At 64.0% G+C, this 17,059-nt stretch carries 15 protein-coding genes and 1 pseudogene; 6 read left to right on the forward strand and 10 right to left on the reverse strand.

Features of this window, described 5'->3' with window-relative positions; all coding sequences use genetic code 11:
* Positions 1-8 precede the first annotated feature (8 nt).
* Positions 9-754: pseudogene (locus tag FJ490_RS20295) on the forward strand (methyltransferase).
* Here the strand turns inward: FJ490_RS20295 and FJ490_RS20300 are convergent.
* Complete coding sequence (locus FJ490_RS20300; protein WP_140497010.1) at positions 728-1,450, reverse strand: HAD family hydrolase; 723 nt, start codon at positions 1,448-1,450, stop codon at positions 728-730. The pseudogene FJ490_RS20295 and the gene FJ490_RS20300 overlap by 27 nt on opposite strands.
* Positions 1,451-1,455: 5 nt before the next feature.
* Positions 1,456-3,099: a glucose-6-phosphate isomerase gene (gene pgi, locus FJ490_RS20305; RefSeq protein ID WP_140649424.1), complete on the reverse strand. Its 1,644-nt coding sequence runs from the start codon at positions 3,097-3,099 to the stop codon at positions 1,456-1,458.
* Positions 3,100-3,359: 260 nt separating this feature from the next.
* Here pgi and FJ490_RS20310 point away from each other — a divergent pair, with 260 nt between their 5' ends.
* Positions 3,360-4,853 carry a PLP-dependent aminotransferase family protein gene (locus FJ490_RS20310; RefSeq protein ID WP_140497014.1) on the forward strand — a complete coding sequence of 498 codons (1,494 nt, stop codon included), beginning with the start codon at positions 3,360-3,362 and terminating at the stop codon, positions 4,851-4,853.
* Between the two features lie 193 nt (positions 4,854-5,046).
* Positions 5,047-6,633 carry a trimethylamine methyltransferase family protein gene (locus FJ490_RS20315; RefSeq protein WP_140497016.1) on the forward strand — a complete coding sequence of 529 codons (1,587 nt, stop codon included), beginning with the start codon at positions 5,047-5,049 and terminating at the stop codon, positions 6,631-6,633.
* 24 nt (positions 6,634-6,657) lie between these two features.
* Here FJ490_RS20315 and FJ490_RS20320 read toward each other — a convergent pair whose 3' ends face one another.
* The 5 genes from FJ490_RS20320 to FJ490_RS20340 form a co-directional block, all read right to left on the reverse strand.
* Complete coding sequence (locus FJ490_RS20320) at positions 6,658-7,056, reverse strand: hypothetical protein (protein ID WP_140497299.1); 399 nt, start codon at positions 7,054-7,056, stop codon at positions 6,658-6,660.
* Between the two features lie 107 nt (positions 7,057-7,163).
* The gene (locus FJ490_RS20325; RefSeq protein WP_140513038.1) at positions 7,164-7,547 is read right to left on the reverse strand and encodes a VOC family protein; all 384 of its coding nucleotides are present in this window, start codon (positions 7,545-7,547) and stop codon (positions 7,164-7,166) included.
* Between the two features lie 19 nt (positions 7,548-7,566).
* On the reverse strand, positions 7,567-8,958 hold the full coding sequence (gene chrA / locus FJ490_RS20330; protein WP_140728841.1) for a chromate efflux transporter: 1,392 nt from the start codon (positions 8,956-8,958) through the stop codon (positions 7,567-7,569).
* On the reverse strand, positions 8,955-9,773 hold the full coding sequence (locus FJ490_RS20335; RefSeq protein ID WP_140497022.1) for a sulfurtransferase/chromate resistance protein: 819 nt from the start codon (positions 9,771-9,773) through the stop codon (positions 8,955-8,957). Before FJ490_RS20335 ends, chrA begins: the two co-directional genes overlap by 4 nt.
* A gap of 243 nt (positions 9,774-10,016) precedes the next feature.
* A complete protein-coding gene (locus FJ490_RS20340; RefSeq protein WP_140728840.1) occupies positions 10,017-11,822 on the reverse strand; it encodes an IlvD/Edd family dehydratase in 1,806 nt (601 codons plus the stop codon).
* A gap of 151 nt (positions 11,823-11,973) precedes the next feature.
* Between FJ490_RS20340 and FJ490_RS20345 the strand changes: the two genes are divergently transcribed.
* On the forward strand, positions 11,974-12,426 hold the full coding sequence (locus FJ490_RS20345) for a carbon monoxide dehydrogenase subunit G (RefSeq protein WP_140580489.1): 453 nt from the start codon (positions 11,974-11,976) through the stop codon (positions 12,424-12,426).
* 36 nt (positions 12,427-12,462) lie between these two features.
* On the opposite strand, the gene FJ490_RS20350 is transcribed toward FJ490_RS20345, so the two are convergent.
* From FJ490_RS20350 to FJ490_RS20360, 3 genes are all read right to left on the reverse strand, one after another.
* A complete protein-coding gene (locus tag FJ490_RS20350; RefSeq protein WP_140728839.1) occupies positions 12,463-13,632 on the reverse strand; it encodes an Mrp/NBP35 family ATP-binding protein in 1,170 nt (389 codons plus the stop codon).
* A 77-nt stretch (positions 13,633-13,709) separates the two neighbouring features.
* Positions 13,710-14,714, reverse strand: coding sequence for an inorganic phosphate transporter (locus FJ490_RS20355; RefSeq protein WP_140497030.1), 1,005 nt, complete (start codon positions 14,712-14,714; stop codon positions 13,710-13,712).
* Between the two features lie 3 nt (positions 14,715-14,717).
* On the reverse strand, positions 14,718-15,359 hold the full coding sequence (locus tag FJ490_RS20360) for a DUF47 domain-containing protein (RefSeq protein ID WP_140497032.1): 642 nt from the start codon (positions 15,357-15,359) through the stop codon (positions 14,718-14,720).
* Between the two features lie 218 nt (positions 15,360-15,577).
* Between FJ490_RS20360 and FJ490_RS20365 the strand changes: the two genes are divergently transcribed.
* Together FJ490_RS20365 and FJ490_RS20370 are read left to right on the forward strand one after the other, a co-directional pair.
* Positions 15,578-15,955: a VOC family protein gene (locus FJ490_RS20365; RefSeq protein WP_140556809.1), complete on the forward strand. Its 378-nt coding sequence runs from the start codon at positions 15,578-15,580 to the stop codon at positions 15,953-15,955.
* Between the two features lie 92 nt (positions 15,956-16,047).
* Positions 16,048-16,947, forward strand: a complete 900-nt coding sequence (locus FJ490_RS20370; RefSeq protein ID WP_140523710.1) for a LysR family transcriptional regulator — start codon at positions 16,048-16,050, stop codon at positions 16,945-16,947.
* Positions 16,948-17,059 lie beyond the last annotated feature (112 nt).

Genomic DNA, 17,059 nt, shown 5'->3' on the forward strand with positions numbered 1-17,059 from the left:
GAGCCGGCTTGGACCACGATCTTGCCGGCGACGATGCGCCGGACCGGCGCCAGCGCCTCGACCCGGCCGAGTTCATCAAGGCCAACATGCGCCTTGTCCCTGCGCCTGCGCTTCCAGAAATCCGGTTTTACACGGCGCACCCCAGCAGCGGATTGAGACGGCTCGTCGAGCCCGAAGGCGATGCGGAAGATGCACCGGAGCCACAACCGCCCTACTGGGCCTACGCATGGGCCGGCGGCACCGTGCTCGCGCGCTATGTCCTCGACCATCCGATGACCGTGGGGGGACGCCGCGTGCTCGACCTTGGTGCCGGTTCCGGCATTGTCGGCATCGCTGCCGCGAAGGCCGGGGCCCGCGAAGTGATCGCCGCCGAGATCGACCGAAACGGCGTCGCCGCGCTCGGTCTCAATGCAAAAGACAACGGCGTCACGATCTCGGTGATCTGCAAAGACATTACCACCGGTCCGCCACCAGCGGTCGACCTTGTGCTGGCTGGCGACGTGTTCTACGGACCCGATGTCACCCAACGCATGATCCCCTTCCTCGACCGCTGCCTTGCCGCTGGCGTCGAGGTCCTGATCGGCGACCCGCGCCGCGCCGATCTACCATTGTCGCGGCTCAGGCTGCTCGCCGAATATCAGGTGCCGGATTCGGCGACGCGAAGGGCGCCGCAAGCAGGCCGAGCGGCGTCTTTTCCTTCGAAGCCGAGACGCCGCTAGCGACGAGATCAGATCGTCTCCTTGACCCGCGCTGAAAGGAAATCCGGCAGGTCGACAACCGAATCCAGGATCACGTCGGCAATTCCGGCCAGAGATTCACGCGTGCCGGTGCCCGAGAGCACGCCGACCGCCAGGCCGCAGCCGCCGGCACGAGCCATTTCGAGATCGTGGCGGTTATCGCCGATCATGGCGACCTGCGTCGGCTTCAGGCCGGTGAGATCGCAGAAGGCCTGGATCGTATCCGGCGCCGGCTTGGGATTGGCCACCGCGTCATAGCCGTAGGCGGCGTCGAACAGCTGCGCGACGCCGAGCGTTACCAGCGTTTTTTCCGCGCCGCTGGTCGAATCGTTGGTGGCGACGCCGAGCCGATAGGACCTTGCGTGCAAGGTGCCGAGCGTTTCGACGATGCCCGGCAGAGCCACCGCCATCGCCGAGCCCTGCACCGAGGTGATCTGGTTGAAGCGGGCGACGGCCAGCATCTGGTCTTCATCGGACAGGCGCGGAAACCACAATTCGACGACGTCGAGATTGGTGCCGGAGGCAAAGATGGAGTCGGGCTTGAAGCGCCTGTTGGCGAAATCGAAGCCCGCGGCCGCAAGCAGCCTGTCGGCCTTCCAGCGGTCGCCTTCGGAGGCGTCCATGGCCATGAAGTCGGCAACCCCGAGCCAGGTCGCATTGAAGTCGACAAGCGTTCCGTCCTTGTCGAACAATATTCCCTTGATGTCTGCCAACTCAGTCACTCCGAACCACGCAATTGGTGGATGTGTTCCACCAGGCCGGCGGTCGAGGCATCCCGCTTTGCGGCACTTTCCTTGCCTTCCACGACTGGCAGAAGGCCGGTGGCCAGTTCCTTGCCGAGCTCGACGCCCCACTGGTCGAAGGAGTTGATGTCGAACAGCGTTCCCTCGACGAAGACGCGGTGTTCGTAGAGAGCGATCAGGCGGCCGAGCGTGCGCGGGTCGAGCTTGCGATAAAGAATGGTCACCGAGGGCCGGTTGCCGGAGAAGACGCGGTGCGGGGCAATGCGATCGACATCGGCCGGCTTCATGCCCTTGGACAGCATCTGCGCGCGCGCTTCCTCCAGCGTGCGGCCCCTCATAAAGGCTTCCGACTGCGCCAGGCAGTTGGCGAGCAGCAGGTCGTGATGGTGCTTCAGCTCCGGCTCGTGGCCGTTCGCCGCGGCGAGGAATTCGACCGGAATGAAATCGGTTCCCTGGTGCAGGAGCTGGAAGAACGCATGCTGGCCGTTGGTGCCGGGCTCGCCCCAGACCAGCGGCCCGGTCGGCGTCGCCACGGGGCCGCCGTCCAGGGTGACGCTCTTGCCGTTCGATTCCATGTCGAGCTGCTGGAGATAGGCCGGCAGCCTGGACAGGCGCTGGTCATAGGGGATGACCGCGCGGGCCGGGTATTTGCAAACGACGCGATGCCACCAGCCGACAAGGCCAAGCAGCACCGGCAGGTTTTTGGCCAGCGGCGCTGTGCGGAAGTGTTCGTCCATTTCGTGCGCGCCATCGAGGAAGGCGCGGAAATCGCGTGGACCAATGGCGATCATCACGGGAAGGCCGATGGCGCCCCACACAGAATAGCGGCCGCCGACCCAATCCCAGAAGCCGAAGACGCGGTCCGGCTCGATGCCGAACTTCGCCACCAGGTCGAGTGCCGTCGAGACAGCGGCGAAGTGCTTGCCGATCGCTTCCTTGCCGAGCGCCTTCTGGACCCAGTCGCGCGCCGTCTGCGCATTGGTCATCGTTTCGACCGTGGTGAAGGTCTTGGAGGCGACGATAAAAAGCGTGCTCTCGGCGGAAAGGCCCTTCAGCGTGTCGTGGATATGGGCGCCGTCGATGTTGGAGACATAGTGCGCGCGCGGACCGTCATGATAGGGCGCCAGCGCCAACGTCGCCATGGCCGGGCCGAGATCGGAGCCGCCGATGCCGATATTGACGATGTCGGTGATCTTCTTGCCGGTGGCGCCTGTCGCCTTGCCGGAACGCACCGCGTCGGCGAAGGCGCCCATCGCGTCCAATACGGCAATGACCTCCGCCTTCACATCCTGCCCGTCGAGCATGATGCCCTTGCCGGTCAGGTTGCGCAGGGCGGTGTGCAGAACAGCGCGGCCCTCTGTAACGTTGATCTTCTTGCCGGCGAACATGGCGGCGCGGCGGCCTTCGAGATCGGCGGCGTCAGCCAGATTCTCCAGCAGGTCCATCGTGCGCGCATCGACGGCGCATTTCGACCAGTCGAGCAACAGGTCGCCGTCGCTGGCGGAGAACGTCTTGAACCGCTGCGGATCGGCGGCGAAGGCCTGGCGCATATCGCCGGCTGCCGCGGCGCGATGGTCGCGCAAGGCGGCAAGCTGTTTTTGGAAGGCTGACTGATCCACCGGCGGGCTCCTGGGACTGTTAAATTATCTTAGCAGACCGGATGTTTCCGGCGCGTGTCGTCGCGCCAAACTATTGAGCCGAATTCCGTCCGGTCAATACGCGGCGATGACGCACTGCGTTACACGGGATGCGAAGGCCGAAAGATCACTGGCATAAATCCCAAAGATCAGAAAAATTGATTGGCGCAACCCCTTGTGCCACCGTTACATTCGACTGGTCCAGCCAAACGAAAAAAGCTGGCCATCGAGGAACATTTCCCATGCCACAGCGCAACGACACGGCCATATGGTCCGGCCTGTTCCGGATTTCGGCCGAATCCGGCCAGACTTTGCAGGCACAGATCCGCCAGGCGATCGTGGCCGCTATTCTCGACCGCCAGATCGCCGCTTCGATGCCGCTTCCGTCATGCCGGATATTGGCCGAAAAACTCGGCGTGGCGCGCGGAACCGTGGTGCTGGCCTTCCAGCAACTGGTCGACCAGGGCTTCCTGGTGGCGCGCGAGCGGCGCGGCCATTTCGTCAATCCCGACGTTTTGGCGACGCCGGCCAAGCCGCACCAGAAGGCGCCCGACCAGGCCAACGAGATCGACTGGAAGGCACGCCGGCAGATCGCGGCCAGCGACATGCCGCCGCCAGCCAAGCACGAGAACTGGATCAAGTCGTCCTACCCCTTCGTCTATGGCCAGTTCGATCCGGCGCTGTTCCCGACCGCCGAGTGGCGCGAGTGCAACCGCATGGCGCTTGCCGTGCTGGAGATCCGCAACTGGGCCTCCGACATGGTCGATCGCGACGATCCGCTGCTGATCGAGCAGATCCAGGCGCGGCTGCTGCCCAGGCGCGGCATCTTCGCCAACCCCGACGAGATCATCGTCACGCTGGGCGCCCAGAACGCGCTCTACATGCTGGCGACGCTTTTGATGACCAAGGGCTCGAAGGTGGCGATGGAGGATCCGGGCTACCCCGACGCACGCTCGATCTTCCGGCTCGCCGGCGCCGACATCCAGCCGGTGCCGGTCGACCAGTCCGGCATCGTAACCTCTTCGATTCCCAACGATTCCGGCTTTGTCTTCGTCACGCCCAGCCATCATTGCCCGACCATGGTGCCGCTGTCGGCGGAACGCCGGCAGGACCTTCTGGCGCGCGCCAACCGCTACAACCAGATCATCATCGAGGACGGCTATGACAGCCAGCTTCTCGACGAGGCGCCGCAGCAAGCCTTGAAGAGCCTCGACCGCTCCGGCCGCGTGATCTATGTCGGCTCGATGTCGAAGACGCTGGCTCCGGGCCTGCGGCTTGGCTACATCGTGGCCTCGGCTGGACTAATCGCCGAACTCAGGGCGCTGCGCCGCTTCATGCTGCGCCATCCGCCGGCCAACAACCAGCGCGCGGTCGCGCTGTTCCTGTCGCTCGGCCACCACGAAGCGCTGGTGCGGCGGCTGTCGAGCGCCTTCGACGAGCGGCGCAAGCGCCTGGTCCATGCGATTTCCGCTTTCCTGCCCGAGTGGCGTTCGACCGACTCGGCCGGCGGCACGTCGCTGTGGCTGGAGGGACCGCGCGGCACCGATTCCCGCGGACTGGCCGAGGCCGCCGCCTCGCGCAGCGTCATCATCGAACCAGGCGACCGCTTCTTCGACCGCACCGAAAAGCCTTCGCGTTTCATGCGCTTGGGCATCTCCTCGATCGCGCTGCAGCATATCGAGCCCGGTATCCGCGAACTTGCAACCGCCGCGGGCCGCAGGCCGGCCGCCGCCTGATCACCTGGGCCTGACCACCTCCCGGGAGCCGCGCAACAGCGGCTCCTGCTTCTTTAGCACTGGCATATGCAACCGGACCGGCTGGCTCATAGGCTGTGCCAATGCCGGCGGCATAGTCGAGGCCTAAAGGGGACGAAGCAGCCGATGGTGGACCAACCGCCGCCCTGCTTCCGAGAAAAGGTGGAGTGCTTCCATGTCAGTGGCTGTCGAAAAGCAGGAAGCGGCCGACCAGCGTTCGCGCCGCTCCGGCGGACGCGAAGCGCGTCGCGCCATGCGGGCGGCGCCGCTCGCCGACGACATCAGGCCGGTTCGCGCCGGCCTTGAGGGGGGGAGCTATGGCCCCCTGCGCGGCACTGATTGCGAGCGCATCCACGAAGCGGTGCTGACCCTGCTGGAGACGGTCGGCTTCGCCAACGCAATCCCGTCCTGCATCGAGGCGCTGACCAAGGCCGGCGCCAGCCATGGCGACGACGGCCGTATCCGTTTCCCGCGCGCACTGGTGCTCGACACGATCAAGCGGGCGGCGCGGCATTTCACGCTGCACGGCCAGGACCCGAAGCACGACATGGTGATCCAGGGCAAGCGCGTGCATTACGGCACGGCGGGTGCTGCCGTGCATCTTGTCGACGTCGAGAAGCGCGAGTATCGCGAATCCTTGCTGCAGGACATCTATGATGCCGCGCGCATCGTCGACGGGCTCGATAACATCCATTTCTTCCAGCGGCCCATGGTGCCGCGCGATATTCCCGATCCGCTCGAAATGGACTTCAACACGCTCTATGCCTGCGTGATGGGCACGTCCAAGCATGTCGGCACGTCCTTCACGGTGCGGGAGAACGTGCAACCGGCGCTCGAAATGCTCTACGCGATCGCCGGCGGCGAGGAGAATTTCCGGGCCCGGCCGTTCGTGTCGAACTCCAACTGTTTCGTCGTGCCGCCGATGAAATTCGCCGAGGACGCCTGCGGCGTGCTCGAGGCCTGCGTCGAAGGCGGCATCCCGATCCTGCTGCTTTCGGCCGGACAGGCCGGGGCCACCGCTCCGGCGGCGATCGCGGGTGCGGTGGTGCAAGCCGTGGCCGAAGTGCTGGCCGGCCTTGTCTATGTCAACACCATCAAGCCGGGCCATCCGGCGATCTTCGGTACCTGGCCGTTCGTGTCGGATCTGCGCACCGGCGCCATGTCCGGCGGCTCGGCCGAACAGGCGGTGCTGACCGCGGCCTGCGCGCAGATGGCGCAGTTCTACGACCTGCCAGGCGGTTCGGCCGCAGGCATGACGGATTCGAAACTGCCCGACATCCAGTCCGGCTATGAAAAAGGCATTACCAATGTGATGGCCGGCCTTTCCGGCCTCAACCTGGTCTACGAATCGGCCGGCATGCATGCGTCCCTGCTCGGCTTCTGCCTGGAAAGCCTGATCATCGACAACGACATGCTGGGCCATTGCCTGCGCTGCGTGCGCGGCATCGAGGTGACGGACGACGCGCTGTCGATCGACACCATTGCTGATGTCTGCCTGAAAGGCCCGGGCCACTATCTCGGCAACGAGCAGACGCTGAAGCTGATGCAGACCGAATATTTCTACCCCGCCGTCGGCGACCGGTTTTCGCCGAAGGAATGGAACGAGAAGGGCCGACCCGACATATTGCAGCGGGCGATCGTCGAGAAGAAGCGCATCCTCGCCGAACGCTTCCCGCGCCATGTGCCGAAGCCGCTCGACGACAGGCTGCGCGCCCGCTTCGGCGACATGATCAAGCTGCCGCGCAACGGCATGGGCGGCTGAGAACGCCCCCCCTTTGAAAATAGGTTAATCCGCGCTCAGCCCATAATGTTCGACGACCTCGGTATTGACCAGCTTGGCGTGTAGCGCCATCAGCACGATCTGGGCGTCGAAACTGTCTCCGGCATCGACCGCGGCCTCTATCCGACGCTCCACGTCCTGCCGCGGCTGCGCGCCATGAGAGCGCTCGAATGCCTCAGGCCCAGCAATACAATAGCTGAACAAACACGCCACTTGCGCATAAGCCTGCGGCGGCGGCTCGTCGGGCCAGTGATCCTTCATCAGGTTGACGATGGTGAGCTTTACGCCCTCCGGCACAAGGGCGGGATGCAAGTCGGCTCCGCGCAATGCGGCATCGAGCTGCCTGAGGTCGCTTGAACGGCCGAACATGCCGAGGAAACCGAGGGAAGAGCGTCGTTTGGCCATCATGGTCCAATCTGTTTCCCAGCAAATTGAGTGGCCTGGCAACGGAATGCAAATGCCGTGCAGGTGGTTTCTGCCCATGTCAGCTGGCTATTCGTGACAGCGACGCATTATCTGCGCCCCGGTTCGAACAGTTCCACCAGATTGCCGGATGGGTCCCGCAGCAATATCTGGCTGCCGCCCATGCCCTTGACGACGTCGTTCCTGAAAGCCTGGCCGGCAGTTTTCAGCTTGCGAACCACGCCTTCGAGATCCTCGACCTCGATCTGAATGCGGTTCCAGCCACCGGGTTCGGGCACGCTGCCGTCGGGCATCGGCTGCGACGCCCCACCAGGGCCGCCAGCGGCATTGAGCAGAAGCCGCAGGTTGCCCCTGGAAAGCATGGCGAAGGACGGCGCCGGGTGCATGGCGACCGTGAAGCCGAGATGGTCGCGGTAGAAGGCGATCGCCCTGTCGACGTCATTGACGATATAGCGAACGTTGACCGTTTCCATGGTCTCCTCCGTGCCGAAGCTACCCACTCGCCGCAAGCAATAAGACACCCGCCAGGGCCGATCCGGCAAGCGTCGGCAGCATGCCGATTTTCAGCTTGAGGATGGCGATCATGGTAGCGCAGGACAGCAGCGCGGCACGCCAGTCGATCGAGGACAGCACCGGCATCTCCATTCCGAGCCCCGTCGCGCGCACGTCGCGGAAGATGACGTGCAAGGCGAACCACAGGGCCAGATTCATGATGACGCCGACGACCGCCGCGGTGATCGCGCCCAATGCCGCCGACAATGCCTTGTTGCCGCGCAGCGCCTGGATGTAGGGCGCGCCGAGGAATATCCAGAAGAAGCACGGCGTGAAGGTAACCCACAGCGTAAGCAGCGCTCCAAGCGATCCGGCAAACAACGGATATGGCGATCCGGAATGGCGCAAGCCTGCAAGGAAGCCGACGAACTGCAGGACCAGGATGAGCGGTCCTGGCGTGGTTTCGGCAAGGCCCAGGCCATCGACCATTTCGCCTGGCGCAAGCCAGCCAAGAGAACCGACGGCCGCTTGCGCGACATAGGCCAGAACGGCATAGGCGCCGCCGAAAGTGACGACCGCCATGAGGCTGAAGAAGCCGCCGATCTGCGTCCAGACGCTGTTTGCCGATGTGAACGCCCAGATCAGCACAACCGGTCCAAGCCAGATCGGCAGCCAGATCGCGATGGTGCGCGGCGCGTGCCATCGCGTCGGCCTGGTGTGGGCCAGTTCGCCGCGCTCGAACATCAGATCGACCGCGCCCGTGGCGTCGGGAGCTTCGTCCTTGCCATGCGCGGCGCCAGAAAACAGGGCCGGCGCGATGCCGTTTCCGACCCATCCCACCAGTCCTGCAAACAGGACGAGGAGCGGAAAGGGGACGTTGAGCACGTAGATGCCGACAAAGGCGCAAAGCGCGATCGCCGCCATAACCCGGTTCTTCAAGGCGCGCCGGCCGATGCGGATCACGGCCTCGACCACGATCGCCAGCACCGCCGCCTTCACCCCGAAAAACAGCGAGTCGACCAGCGGCGCATCGCCATAGAGCGCATAGAGGATGCTCAAGGTCAGCATGACGACCGCCCCGGGCACGACGAAGAGGATGCCGGCGACAAGACCGCCGACCGTCTTGTGCAGCAGCCAGCCGATGTAGATGGCGAGTTGCTGGGCCTCGGGGCCAGGCAGCAGCATGCAGTAGTTCAGCGCATGCAGGAAACGCTGCTCGCCGATCCAGCGCTTTTCCTCGACCAATTCCCTGTGCATGAGCGCGATCTGCCCGGCCGGTCCGCCGAAACTGAGCAACCCGATCTTCGCCCAGAGTTTCGTGGCCTCGCGGAAGCTCGGGACCGCGGGCGCCTCGATGAGGTCGGCACTTTCCTCGGAAAGGAGGGAGTTCATGACGCCTTCGCTCCCGCCGGCCAATTGTGCGTCTCGTCGGTGGCGTCGCGGCACCAGCGGAAGAACGCGTCGTAAAGCAGCATGCCGGCATCCAATTGTTGCAGGTCATCGCGAAACATGCGCGACAAGCCAAGCGAGGCGGCGAGAAATCCCGCCGCCTGCGGAACCAGGTCGAGGCTGGCCGTGTCGGCTGCGCGCACGATCACGGCGAGGCGGTCGAGCGCTTCGGATTCGAGCCCGAACTCCTCGAGCATCGTGTCGAAGGTGCAGCGCTCGCCGCGATGGCTCCAGAACGCATTGTCGATGTCGAAAGGCACGGCCTGAAAACGATCGGCGACATCGGGCACTTCCGCGGCGTCGACGAACAGGAAGACCGCTTGAGGATCGACGAAACGGCGGATCAGCCAGGGGCAGGCGATGCGATCGACTTTGGGCCGGGCCCGCGTCACCCAGACGGTGCGGCCCTTGTCGTCACGAGGCGGCATCCTGTCGGCACGGACCAGAAGGCCGTGGGCGTCCCGCCAGGCTTCGAAGCCGCCTTCGAGCGATTCGGCGGCAATCCCTTCATGGCGCAGCCATGCGGCGACGCCTTGCGAGAGCTTTTTTCCCTGCTGGCAGACGACCGCCACGCGGCCACCGGCGAAGTCGGCTGCCCAAGTCTGGACGGTTTTGAAATCGCGCCGGTACGACGCCGGCAGCAAACGTGGATCGGCGTTGTAGTCGTCCTCGGTACGGATATCGAGGATTGCAGGCGCGCCCGGCAAACCGACCATACGGATCAGTTGCGGCACGGTGACAGCGGTTGTTGACGGCATGGCGTCCACCTCCTGAAAGAGAAGCCTGGACGCGAACGTTGGGCTGACGCCTCACGGGGTCGTCGCGATGAACCCCTTGCAGCGATGGTGGATTTGTTGGGCAGGCTTGTCAAGGACGCAATGTCCTCGGTCCATAGCGGGCCACGAAACGAAAAAACGACCGGCGACCGATCAGGCCGCCGATCGTCGATCGCTATCCGTCAATTGTCGCTTCAAACAATCGATGAATGTCCCGGGGAATAATCAGTGATTGTCCCGGGGCACGCCCTTCGTATGAGCGACGTCCTGGTATTTCACCGCCGGTTTCAGCACCATGCCGCCCGAGAACTGGTCCACCATACCGCGCTGGATTTCCTGCCACGGCGTCTGGTGCTCGGGATAATGGTAGCCGCCATTGTTCTGCAGCTCGGCGCGGCGGCGGGTGATCTCGTCATCGGTGACGAGAATGTTGGCCGTGCCCTTTTTCAGGTCGATGCGAACGCGGTCGCCTGTCTTGAGCAACGCAAGCCCGCCGCCGATGGCGGCTTCCGGCGAGGCGTTGAGGATGGAGGGCGAGCCTGACGTGCCGGACTGGCGGCCGTCGCCGATGCAGGCCAGCGCGTGGATGCCCTTCTTGATGAGATAGGCCGGCGGCTGCATGTTGACGACCTCGGCGCCGCCGGGATAGCCGACCGGACCGGCGCCGCGCATGAACAGGATGGTGTGCTCGTCGATCCCTTGCGCCGGGTCGTCGATGCGGGCGTGGTAATCCTCCGGACCGTCGAAGACCATGGCATTGCCCTCGAAGGCCTCGGGGTCCTTCGGGTTGGAGAGATAGCGCTCGCGGAATTCGGGCGAGATGCCGCTGGTCTTCATGATTGCCGAATCGAACAGATTGCCCTTGAGATTGATGAAGCCGGCATTGGCCTTCAGCGGCTCGGCGACAGTGCGGATGACCTCGCGGTTCTCGTTGACGGCATCGCGGCAATTGTCGCCCATTGTCTTGCCGTTGGCGGTCAGAGCATCCGGATGCGGCAGCAGCCCGGCTTTCATGAGCTCCGCTACCACGGCCGGCACGCCGCCCGCGTGATGATAGTCCTCGCCCAGATATTCGCCCGTCGGCTGGAGATTGACGATGAGCGGCACGTCGAGGCCGATCTTCTGCCAGTCGTCATTGTCGAGCGGCACGCCGAGATGGCGGGCGATGGCGTTGAGATGGATCGGCGCGTTGGTGGAGCCGCCGATCGCCGAATTGACGACGACGGCGTTCTCGAAGGCCTTGCGCGTCATGATGTCGGAGGGCTTCAAATCCTCGTGCACCATGTCGACGATGCGTTTTCCCGTCTCGTAGGCGATCTGGCCGCGCTCGCGATAAGGAGCCGGAATCGCGGCCGAGCCCGGCAGCTGCATGCCGAGCGCCTCGGCCAGCGAGTTCATGGTGGTGGCGGTGCCCATGGTGTTGCAGTAGCCGGTGGACGGCGCCGAGGAGGCGACGATGTCCATGAACTCGTCGTAGCCGATCTCGCCGGCCGACAGGCGCTGGCGCGATTCCCAGACGATGGTGCCCGAACCGGTGCGCTTGCCCTTGTGCCAGCCGTTAAGCATCGGACCGACCGACAGCGCTATGGCCGGAATGTTGACGGTCGCCGCCGCCATCAACAGCGCCGGCGTCGTCTTGTCGCAGCCGATGGTGAGCACGACGCCGTCAAGCGGATAGCCATAGAGCACTTCTACCAGGCTGAGATAGGCAAGGTTGCGGTCGAGAGCTGCGGTCGGGCGCTTGCCGGTCTCCTGGATCGGGTGGCAGGGGAATTCGAAAGGAATGCCGCCCATCGAGACGATGCCTTCGCGCACGCGTTTGGCGAGCTCGATGTGGTGGCGATTGCAAGGCGACAGGTCGGAACCGGTCTGGGCAATGCCGATCAGCGGCTTGCCCGACATCAGTTCGGCGCGCGTCAGCCCGTAATTCAGGTAGCGCTCCAGATAAAGTGCCGTCATGCCCGGATTGTCGGGGTTGTCGAACCACTCCTGCGAGCGAAACTTTTTCTTTCCTGTGGGGGCGCCAGCCATCATGGTCTCCGTATTTGTATGACAAATCGATATGACAACGCGCGGATGCAGGCAAGGGGCACGCGTGATCTGAATCCGGACTTTGGTGCGATAGACATCAATCGGGCCGCACGCTACCAACAATCCGACATTGGTCGTCCGGGAGGTTCTGATGGCTTTGGTGATCGAGGGCGAGGAGCGCATCGCCGCACCCCTCCAGAAAGTTTGGGAAGCGCTGAACGATCCGGCGGTGCTGAGAGAAAGCATCCCCGGCTGCCAAAGCCTGGAAATGAAGTCGCCGACCGAGATGGCGGCGACGGTGGTGCTGAAGATCGGCCCGATCAAGGCGACCTTCAACGGCGAGGTGACGTTGAGAAATCTCAATCCCCCGCATGCCTACACGATCCAGGGCGAAGGCAAGGGCGGCATCGCCGGCTTCGCCAAGGGCGGCGCCGACGTGACGCTGACCGAGGATGGACCTGGCACCACCGTTCTGAAATATGCGGCCAAGGCCGAGGTCGGCGGCAAGATCGCCCAACTCGGCAGCCGGCTGATCGAGTCGACCTCGAAGAAATTGGCGGGACAATTCTTTTCGAGCTTCGGCGAGAAGGTGGGTGCTGCTTAGCTGGTCTATCCAGCGTTAGCGCCGCCTGGACGAAAATTACTCGAAGACGATGCTCGGCACGGCGTCCGCGGCCGCGCCGCGCTCTTCGTTGACCCGGTCCCAGACCTTCGAAGCGATATCGCGATAGATCTTCGCTTCGGCACTGTCGGGCTTCGATGCCACCACCGGCGCACCTTCATCCGAGCTTTCGCGGATGCCCATCTCCAGCGGCACCTCGCCAAGGAAGGTGACGCCGAGGCGCTCGGCCTCGCGGCGTGCGCCGCCATGGCCGAAGATGTCGTAGCGCTTGCCGGTGTCGGGGGCGAGGAAATAGCTCATGTTCTCGACGATGCCGAGCAGCGGCACGTCGACCTTCCTGAACATGTTGAGGCCCTTGCGAGCATCGATAAGGGCCAGATCCTGCGGCGTCGAGACGATGACCGCGCCGGCCAGCGGCACCTGCTGGGCCATGGTGAGCTGGGCATCACCGGTGCCGGGGGGCATATCGACGACGAGCACGTCGAGCGGCCCCCATTCGACTTCGCGCAGCATCTGCGTCAGCGCCGACATCACCATCGGCCCGCGCCAGATCATCGGCGTTTCCTCGTCGACGAGGAAGCCCATCGACATCACCTTGAGACCGTAATTCTGCATTGGTTTCAGGATCTTGCCGTCGACGGTCTGCGGCCGGCCGTGAATGTTGAGCAGCCTTGGCATGGACGGGCCATAGATGTCGGCATCGAGCACGCCCACCTTCAGCCCGTTGGCGGCGAGGCCGAGGGCCAGGTTGACGGCAGTGGTCGACTTGCCGACACCGCCCTTGCCGGACGCAACCGCGATGATCGCCTCTATGCCGGGCACGCCGCGCTTGCCCTGGCTGTGCGAGGCAGGCGCATGGGGCGCCGGGCGCGGCGCGGCAACGGGCGGGGCGGGACGTGGCGCCGGGCGCGCCGCGACAGGCGCCTCCATGCCGCCGCCCTTCTTCTCCGCCGTCAAGGCGACGACGGCGCCAGCGACACCTGGAATAGCTTTCACGACACGCTCGGCCGCGGCGCGCAATGGCTCCATCTCCTGCGCCCTGGCGGCCGGAACGGTGATCGAGAAGAACACTTTCGAATCGGCGATGAAAATCTCGGAAACCATGCCGAGGTCGACGATGTTGCCGGTGAAATCGGGGCCATTGACCGTTTTCAGGCGCTCGATGACGGTTTCCTTGGTGACGGACATGGCTGTTGCTTCCCTGGCGTTCGGCTGCTGCTCACATAGTGCAGATCGCCGGCGGCTCCAAGCGCCAGGCCGCGACATCAGCCTGCCAGGCGAACCGCCAGATAGGTCAGTGCCGAAATCGCCGCCGTCGCCGGCAAGGTGACGACCCATGCGATGACGATGTTGCCGGCTATGCCCCAGCGCACCGCCGAGACACGGCGGGCGGCGCCGACGCCGATGATGGCGCCGGTGATGGTGTGCGTGGTCGAAACCGGAACACCGAGCCATGTCGCGGCGAAGAGGGTGATGGCGCCGCCGGTCTCGGCGCAGAATCCCTGCATCGGGTTGAGCCTGGTGATCTTCGAGCCCATCGTGTGGACGATGCGCCAACCGCCGAACAGCGTGCCCAGCGCCAATGCCGACTGGCAAGTCAGGACCACCCAGAGCGGCACGTAGAAATCCGTTCCGAGCATGCCTTGGGAATAGAGCAGCACGGCGATGATGCCCATGGTCTTTTGCGCATCGTTGCCGCCATGACCGAGCGAATAGAGGGAGGCGGAAAAGAACTGCATGACACGGAAGGTACTGTCGACGGCAAACGGCGTCTGGCGCACGAACAGCCAGGAAACCACCAGGATCAGGAGAAGCGCCAGGACAAAGCCCGTCGCCGGCGACAGGACGATGGCGGCGACCGTCTTGCCGAGCCCCGCCCAGACGATGGCACCCGTGCCGGCCTTTGCGACGCCTGCCCCCACCAATCCGCCGATCAGCGCATGCGAACTGCTCGACGGGATGCCGGCGATCCAGGTGACGATATTCCAGACGATGGCGCCGACCAGGGCGGCGAAGATCACCGCCGGGGTGACGATGCTTGCATCGATGATACCTTTGCCCACGGTTTCGGCGACATGAAGGCCAAAGAACATGAAGGCGATGAAATTGAAGAAGGCCGCCCAGAACACCGCGTAATGCGGTCTCAGCACCCGGGTCGAGACAATGGTGGCGATCGAGTTGGCGGCGTCGTGCAGGCCGTTGAGGAAATCGAAGAACAGCGCGACGGCGACGAGGCCGACCAGCAGGGGAAAGGCGATCGCGACTTCCATCGCCTAGACGTTCTCGATGACGATGCCGCTGATCTCGTTGGCGACGTCCTCGAACCGGTCGACCACCTTCTCCAATTGGCCATAGATCTCCGAGCCGATCAGATAGGCCATCGCATCGCTGCGGCCGTGCCGCCTGAAGAGATCCTTCAGGCCCTGCTCATGCAGATCGTCGGCTCGGCCTTCGGCACGCATGACTTCCTCGGCGAGTTCGTTCAGGCGCGCACTGTTGGCGCCGACCTTGGCCAGCAGCGGGATCGCCTCCGCGACGAGCCTGGCGGCATCGACAATGACGGCGCCCATTTCCTGCATCAGCGGATCGAATTCCCTCTTCTCGAACAGCCGCACCGTCTTGACGGTCTTGTGCATCATGTCGATGGCGTCATCCATCGACTGGATCAGGTCCTTGATATCGCCGCGGTCGAAAGGCGTGATGAATGAGCGCCGCACGGCAAGCAGGACTTCGGCGGTGATATGGTCGGCTTCGTCCTCGAGATCGACGATCTTTTCGCACCAATGCTCGATGTCCTTGCCCAGGAGGAGCTGCTGCAGGGCCTCCGCGCCGCCGACCACCGTGCGGGAATGCCGCTCGAACAGGTCGAAGAAGCGATCTTCGCGCGGCAACAGCTTGCGGAACCAGCCCAGCATGTTCGTCCCTCCCGGCGCACCAGTTCCATCCACATAGCGCCGCATGCGCCCATGGGGAACAGTAAGCCGGCTGAAAGATGTGGATGCAGCCAATTGCAAGCACCGCTCGCGAACGGCAATTACCGGCCATCGCCGGCAAAGCGGGGCTCGTCAAGCGACGGGGGCGACCTATTTCCAAGGAGACGCCGGGGACGACAAGCAGCGAAGGAGAAACGATCATGCTTGCAAACAGCAACGCGACGGCCAACCTCGCGGTGAAAGACCTGGCGAAGGCAAAGGCTTTCTATGAGGGGACGCTCGGCCTGAAACAGGTGCATGACGAGGGTGGCGAACTGATCGTGTACAAAAGCGGCGACACCACGATCAACGTCTATCGCTCTCAGTTCGCCGGAACCAACAAGGCGACGGCGGTGACGTGGACGGTCGGCGATGAGATCGACACCGTCGTCAGCGGGCTGAAATCGAAGGGCGTTGCCTTCGAACACTACGAGATGCCCGGCCTGACACTGGAAGGCGACATCCATGTCGGTCACGGCATGAAGGTCGCCTGGTTCAAGGATCCGGACGGTAACATCCTCAATCTCGTCGACCGATAGGTTTCTGCGATCAAGCATCGGCTTGGGGCGATCGACATCGCAGTGGCCGGCAGCCCTCTGGCGCGGTGCGGCGGCGGCGGTTAGCTTCAGATATGATCGACAAGCTGGAATTTTTCATCGCGCTGGCCAAGGAAGAGCATTTCGGGCGGGCTGCCGAAGTCTGCGGCGTCACCCAGCCCACCTTGTCGGCCGGCATCAAGCAACTTGAGGGTCAGCTGGGCGTGATGCTGGTCCTGCGCGGCTCGCGCTTCCAGGGCCTGACCCCGGAGGGCAAGCAGGTGCTGGTGTGGGCGCGCCGCATCGTCGGCGATACCAGAACCATGCGCGAGGAGATGCGGGCGGCGCGGCACGGCTTGTCGGGACGTATCCGCATCGCCGCCATTCCCACCGCGCTCGCCATGGTGGCGCGGCTGACGACGCCATTCCGCGAAAAACACCCAGGCGTCACCTTCTCGGTACTGTCCCGGACCTCGATCGAAGTGCTGTCGCTGCTCGGCAATTTCGATATAGACGCCGGCATCACCTATCTCGACAACGAACCGCTCGGACGAGTGACCAGCGTACCACTCTACGATGAGCGCTATCAGCTGATCACCGCCATCGGAAACCCCTATTCCGACCGCGACAAGGTGACATGGGCCGAGATCAGCCACCTGCCGCTCTGCCTGCTGACCCCGGACATGCAGAACCGCCGCATCATCGACCAGCACCTGGCCGAGGCCGGTGTCGAGGTCCGGCCGACGCTGGAATCCAATTCGATGATCGTGCTGTTCTCGCATATCCGCACCGGCAAATGGTCCTCGATCATGCCGCTCAACCTCACGGAAACGTTCGGCTTTTCCGAACCTATCAGGGCTATCCCGATCGTCGAGCCGGACGCCAGCCACACGGTCGGGCTGGTGGCCGCGTTGCGCGAACCGCATACGCCGCTGGTTTCGGCGCTGCTGGACGAGGCGATGGCGCTTGCAGACGATTTCCGCGCCCACCGCTAGGTTAGGGAATACAGGTGCTGGAACTCGATAGAAAATTTCTATAGAGCGACGGATCAGCTTTATTGATTTCAGGGGTTTCTCCTGATTTTGTAAAGACTTAGCGATAAAGCCA

It is taken from the genome of Mesorhizobium sp. B2-5-11 (assembly GCF_006440835.1).
Lineage (GTDB): Bacteria > Pseudomonadota > Alphaproteobacteria > Rhizobiales > Rhizobiaceae > Mesorhizobium.

Coding starts and splice junctions, on each gene's coding strand:
- FJ490_RS20360 (WP_140497032.1), bottom strand. CDS start 15,359: ATGCTGGGCTGGTTCCGCAAGCTGTTGCCGCGCGAAGATCGCTTCTTC.
- FJ490_RS20335 (WP_140497022.1), bottom strand. CDS start 9,773: ATGCCGTCAACAACCGCTGTCACCGTGCCGCAACTGATCCGTATGGTC.
- FJ490_RS20345 (WP_140580489.1), top strand. CDS start 11,974: ATGGCTTTGGTGATCGAGGGCGAGGAGCGCATCGCCGCACCCCTCCAG.
- FJ490_RS20310 (WP_140497014.1), top strand. CDS start 3,360: ATGCCACAGCGCAACGACACGGCCATATGGTCCGGCCTGTTCCGGATT.
- FJ490_RS20355 (WP_140497030.1), bottom strand. CDS start 14,714: ATGGAAGTCGCGATCGCCTTTCCCCTGCTGGTCGGCCTCGTCGCCGTC.
- FJ490_RS20320 (WP_140497299.1), bottom strand. CDS start 7,056: ATGGCCAAACGACGCTCTTCCCTCGGTTTCCTCGGCATGTTCGGCCGT.
- chrA (WP_140728841.1), bottom strand. CDS start 8,958: ATGAACTCCCTCCTTTCCGAGGAAAGTGCCGACCTCATCGAGGCGCCC.
- FJ490_RS20370 (WP_140523710.1), top strand. CDS start 16,048: ATGATCGACAAGCTGGAATTTTTCATCGCGCTGGCCAAGGAAGAGCAT.
- FJ490_RS20350 (WP_140728839.1), bottom strand. CDS start 13,632: ATGTCCGTCACCAAGGAAACCGTCATCGAGCGCCTGAAAACGGTCAAT.
- FJ490_RS20365 (WP_140556809.1), top strand. CDS start 15,578: ATGCTTGCAAACAGCAACGCGACGGCCAACCTCGCGGTGAAAGACCTG.
- FJ490_RS20315 (WP_140497016.1), top strand. CDS start 5,047: ATGTCAGTGGCTGTCGAAAAGCAGGAAGCGGCCGACCAGCGTTCGCGC.
- FJ490_RS20340 (WP_140728840.1), bottom strand. CDS start 11,822: ATGGCTGGCGCCCCCACAGGAAAGAAAAAGTTTCGCTCGCAGGAGTGG.
- FJ490_RS20325 (WP_140513038.1), bottom strand. CDS start 7,547: ATGGAAACGGTCAACGTTCGCTATATCGTCAATGACGTCGACAGGGCG.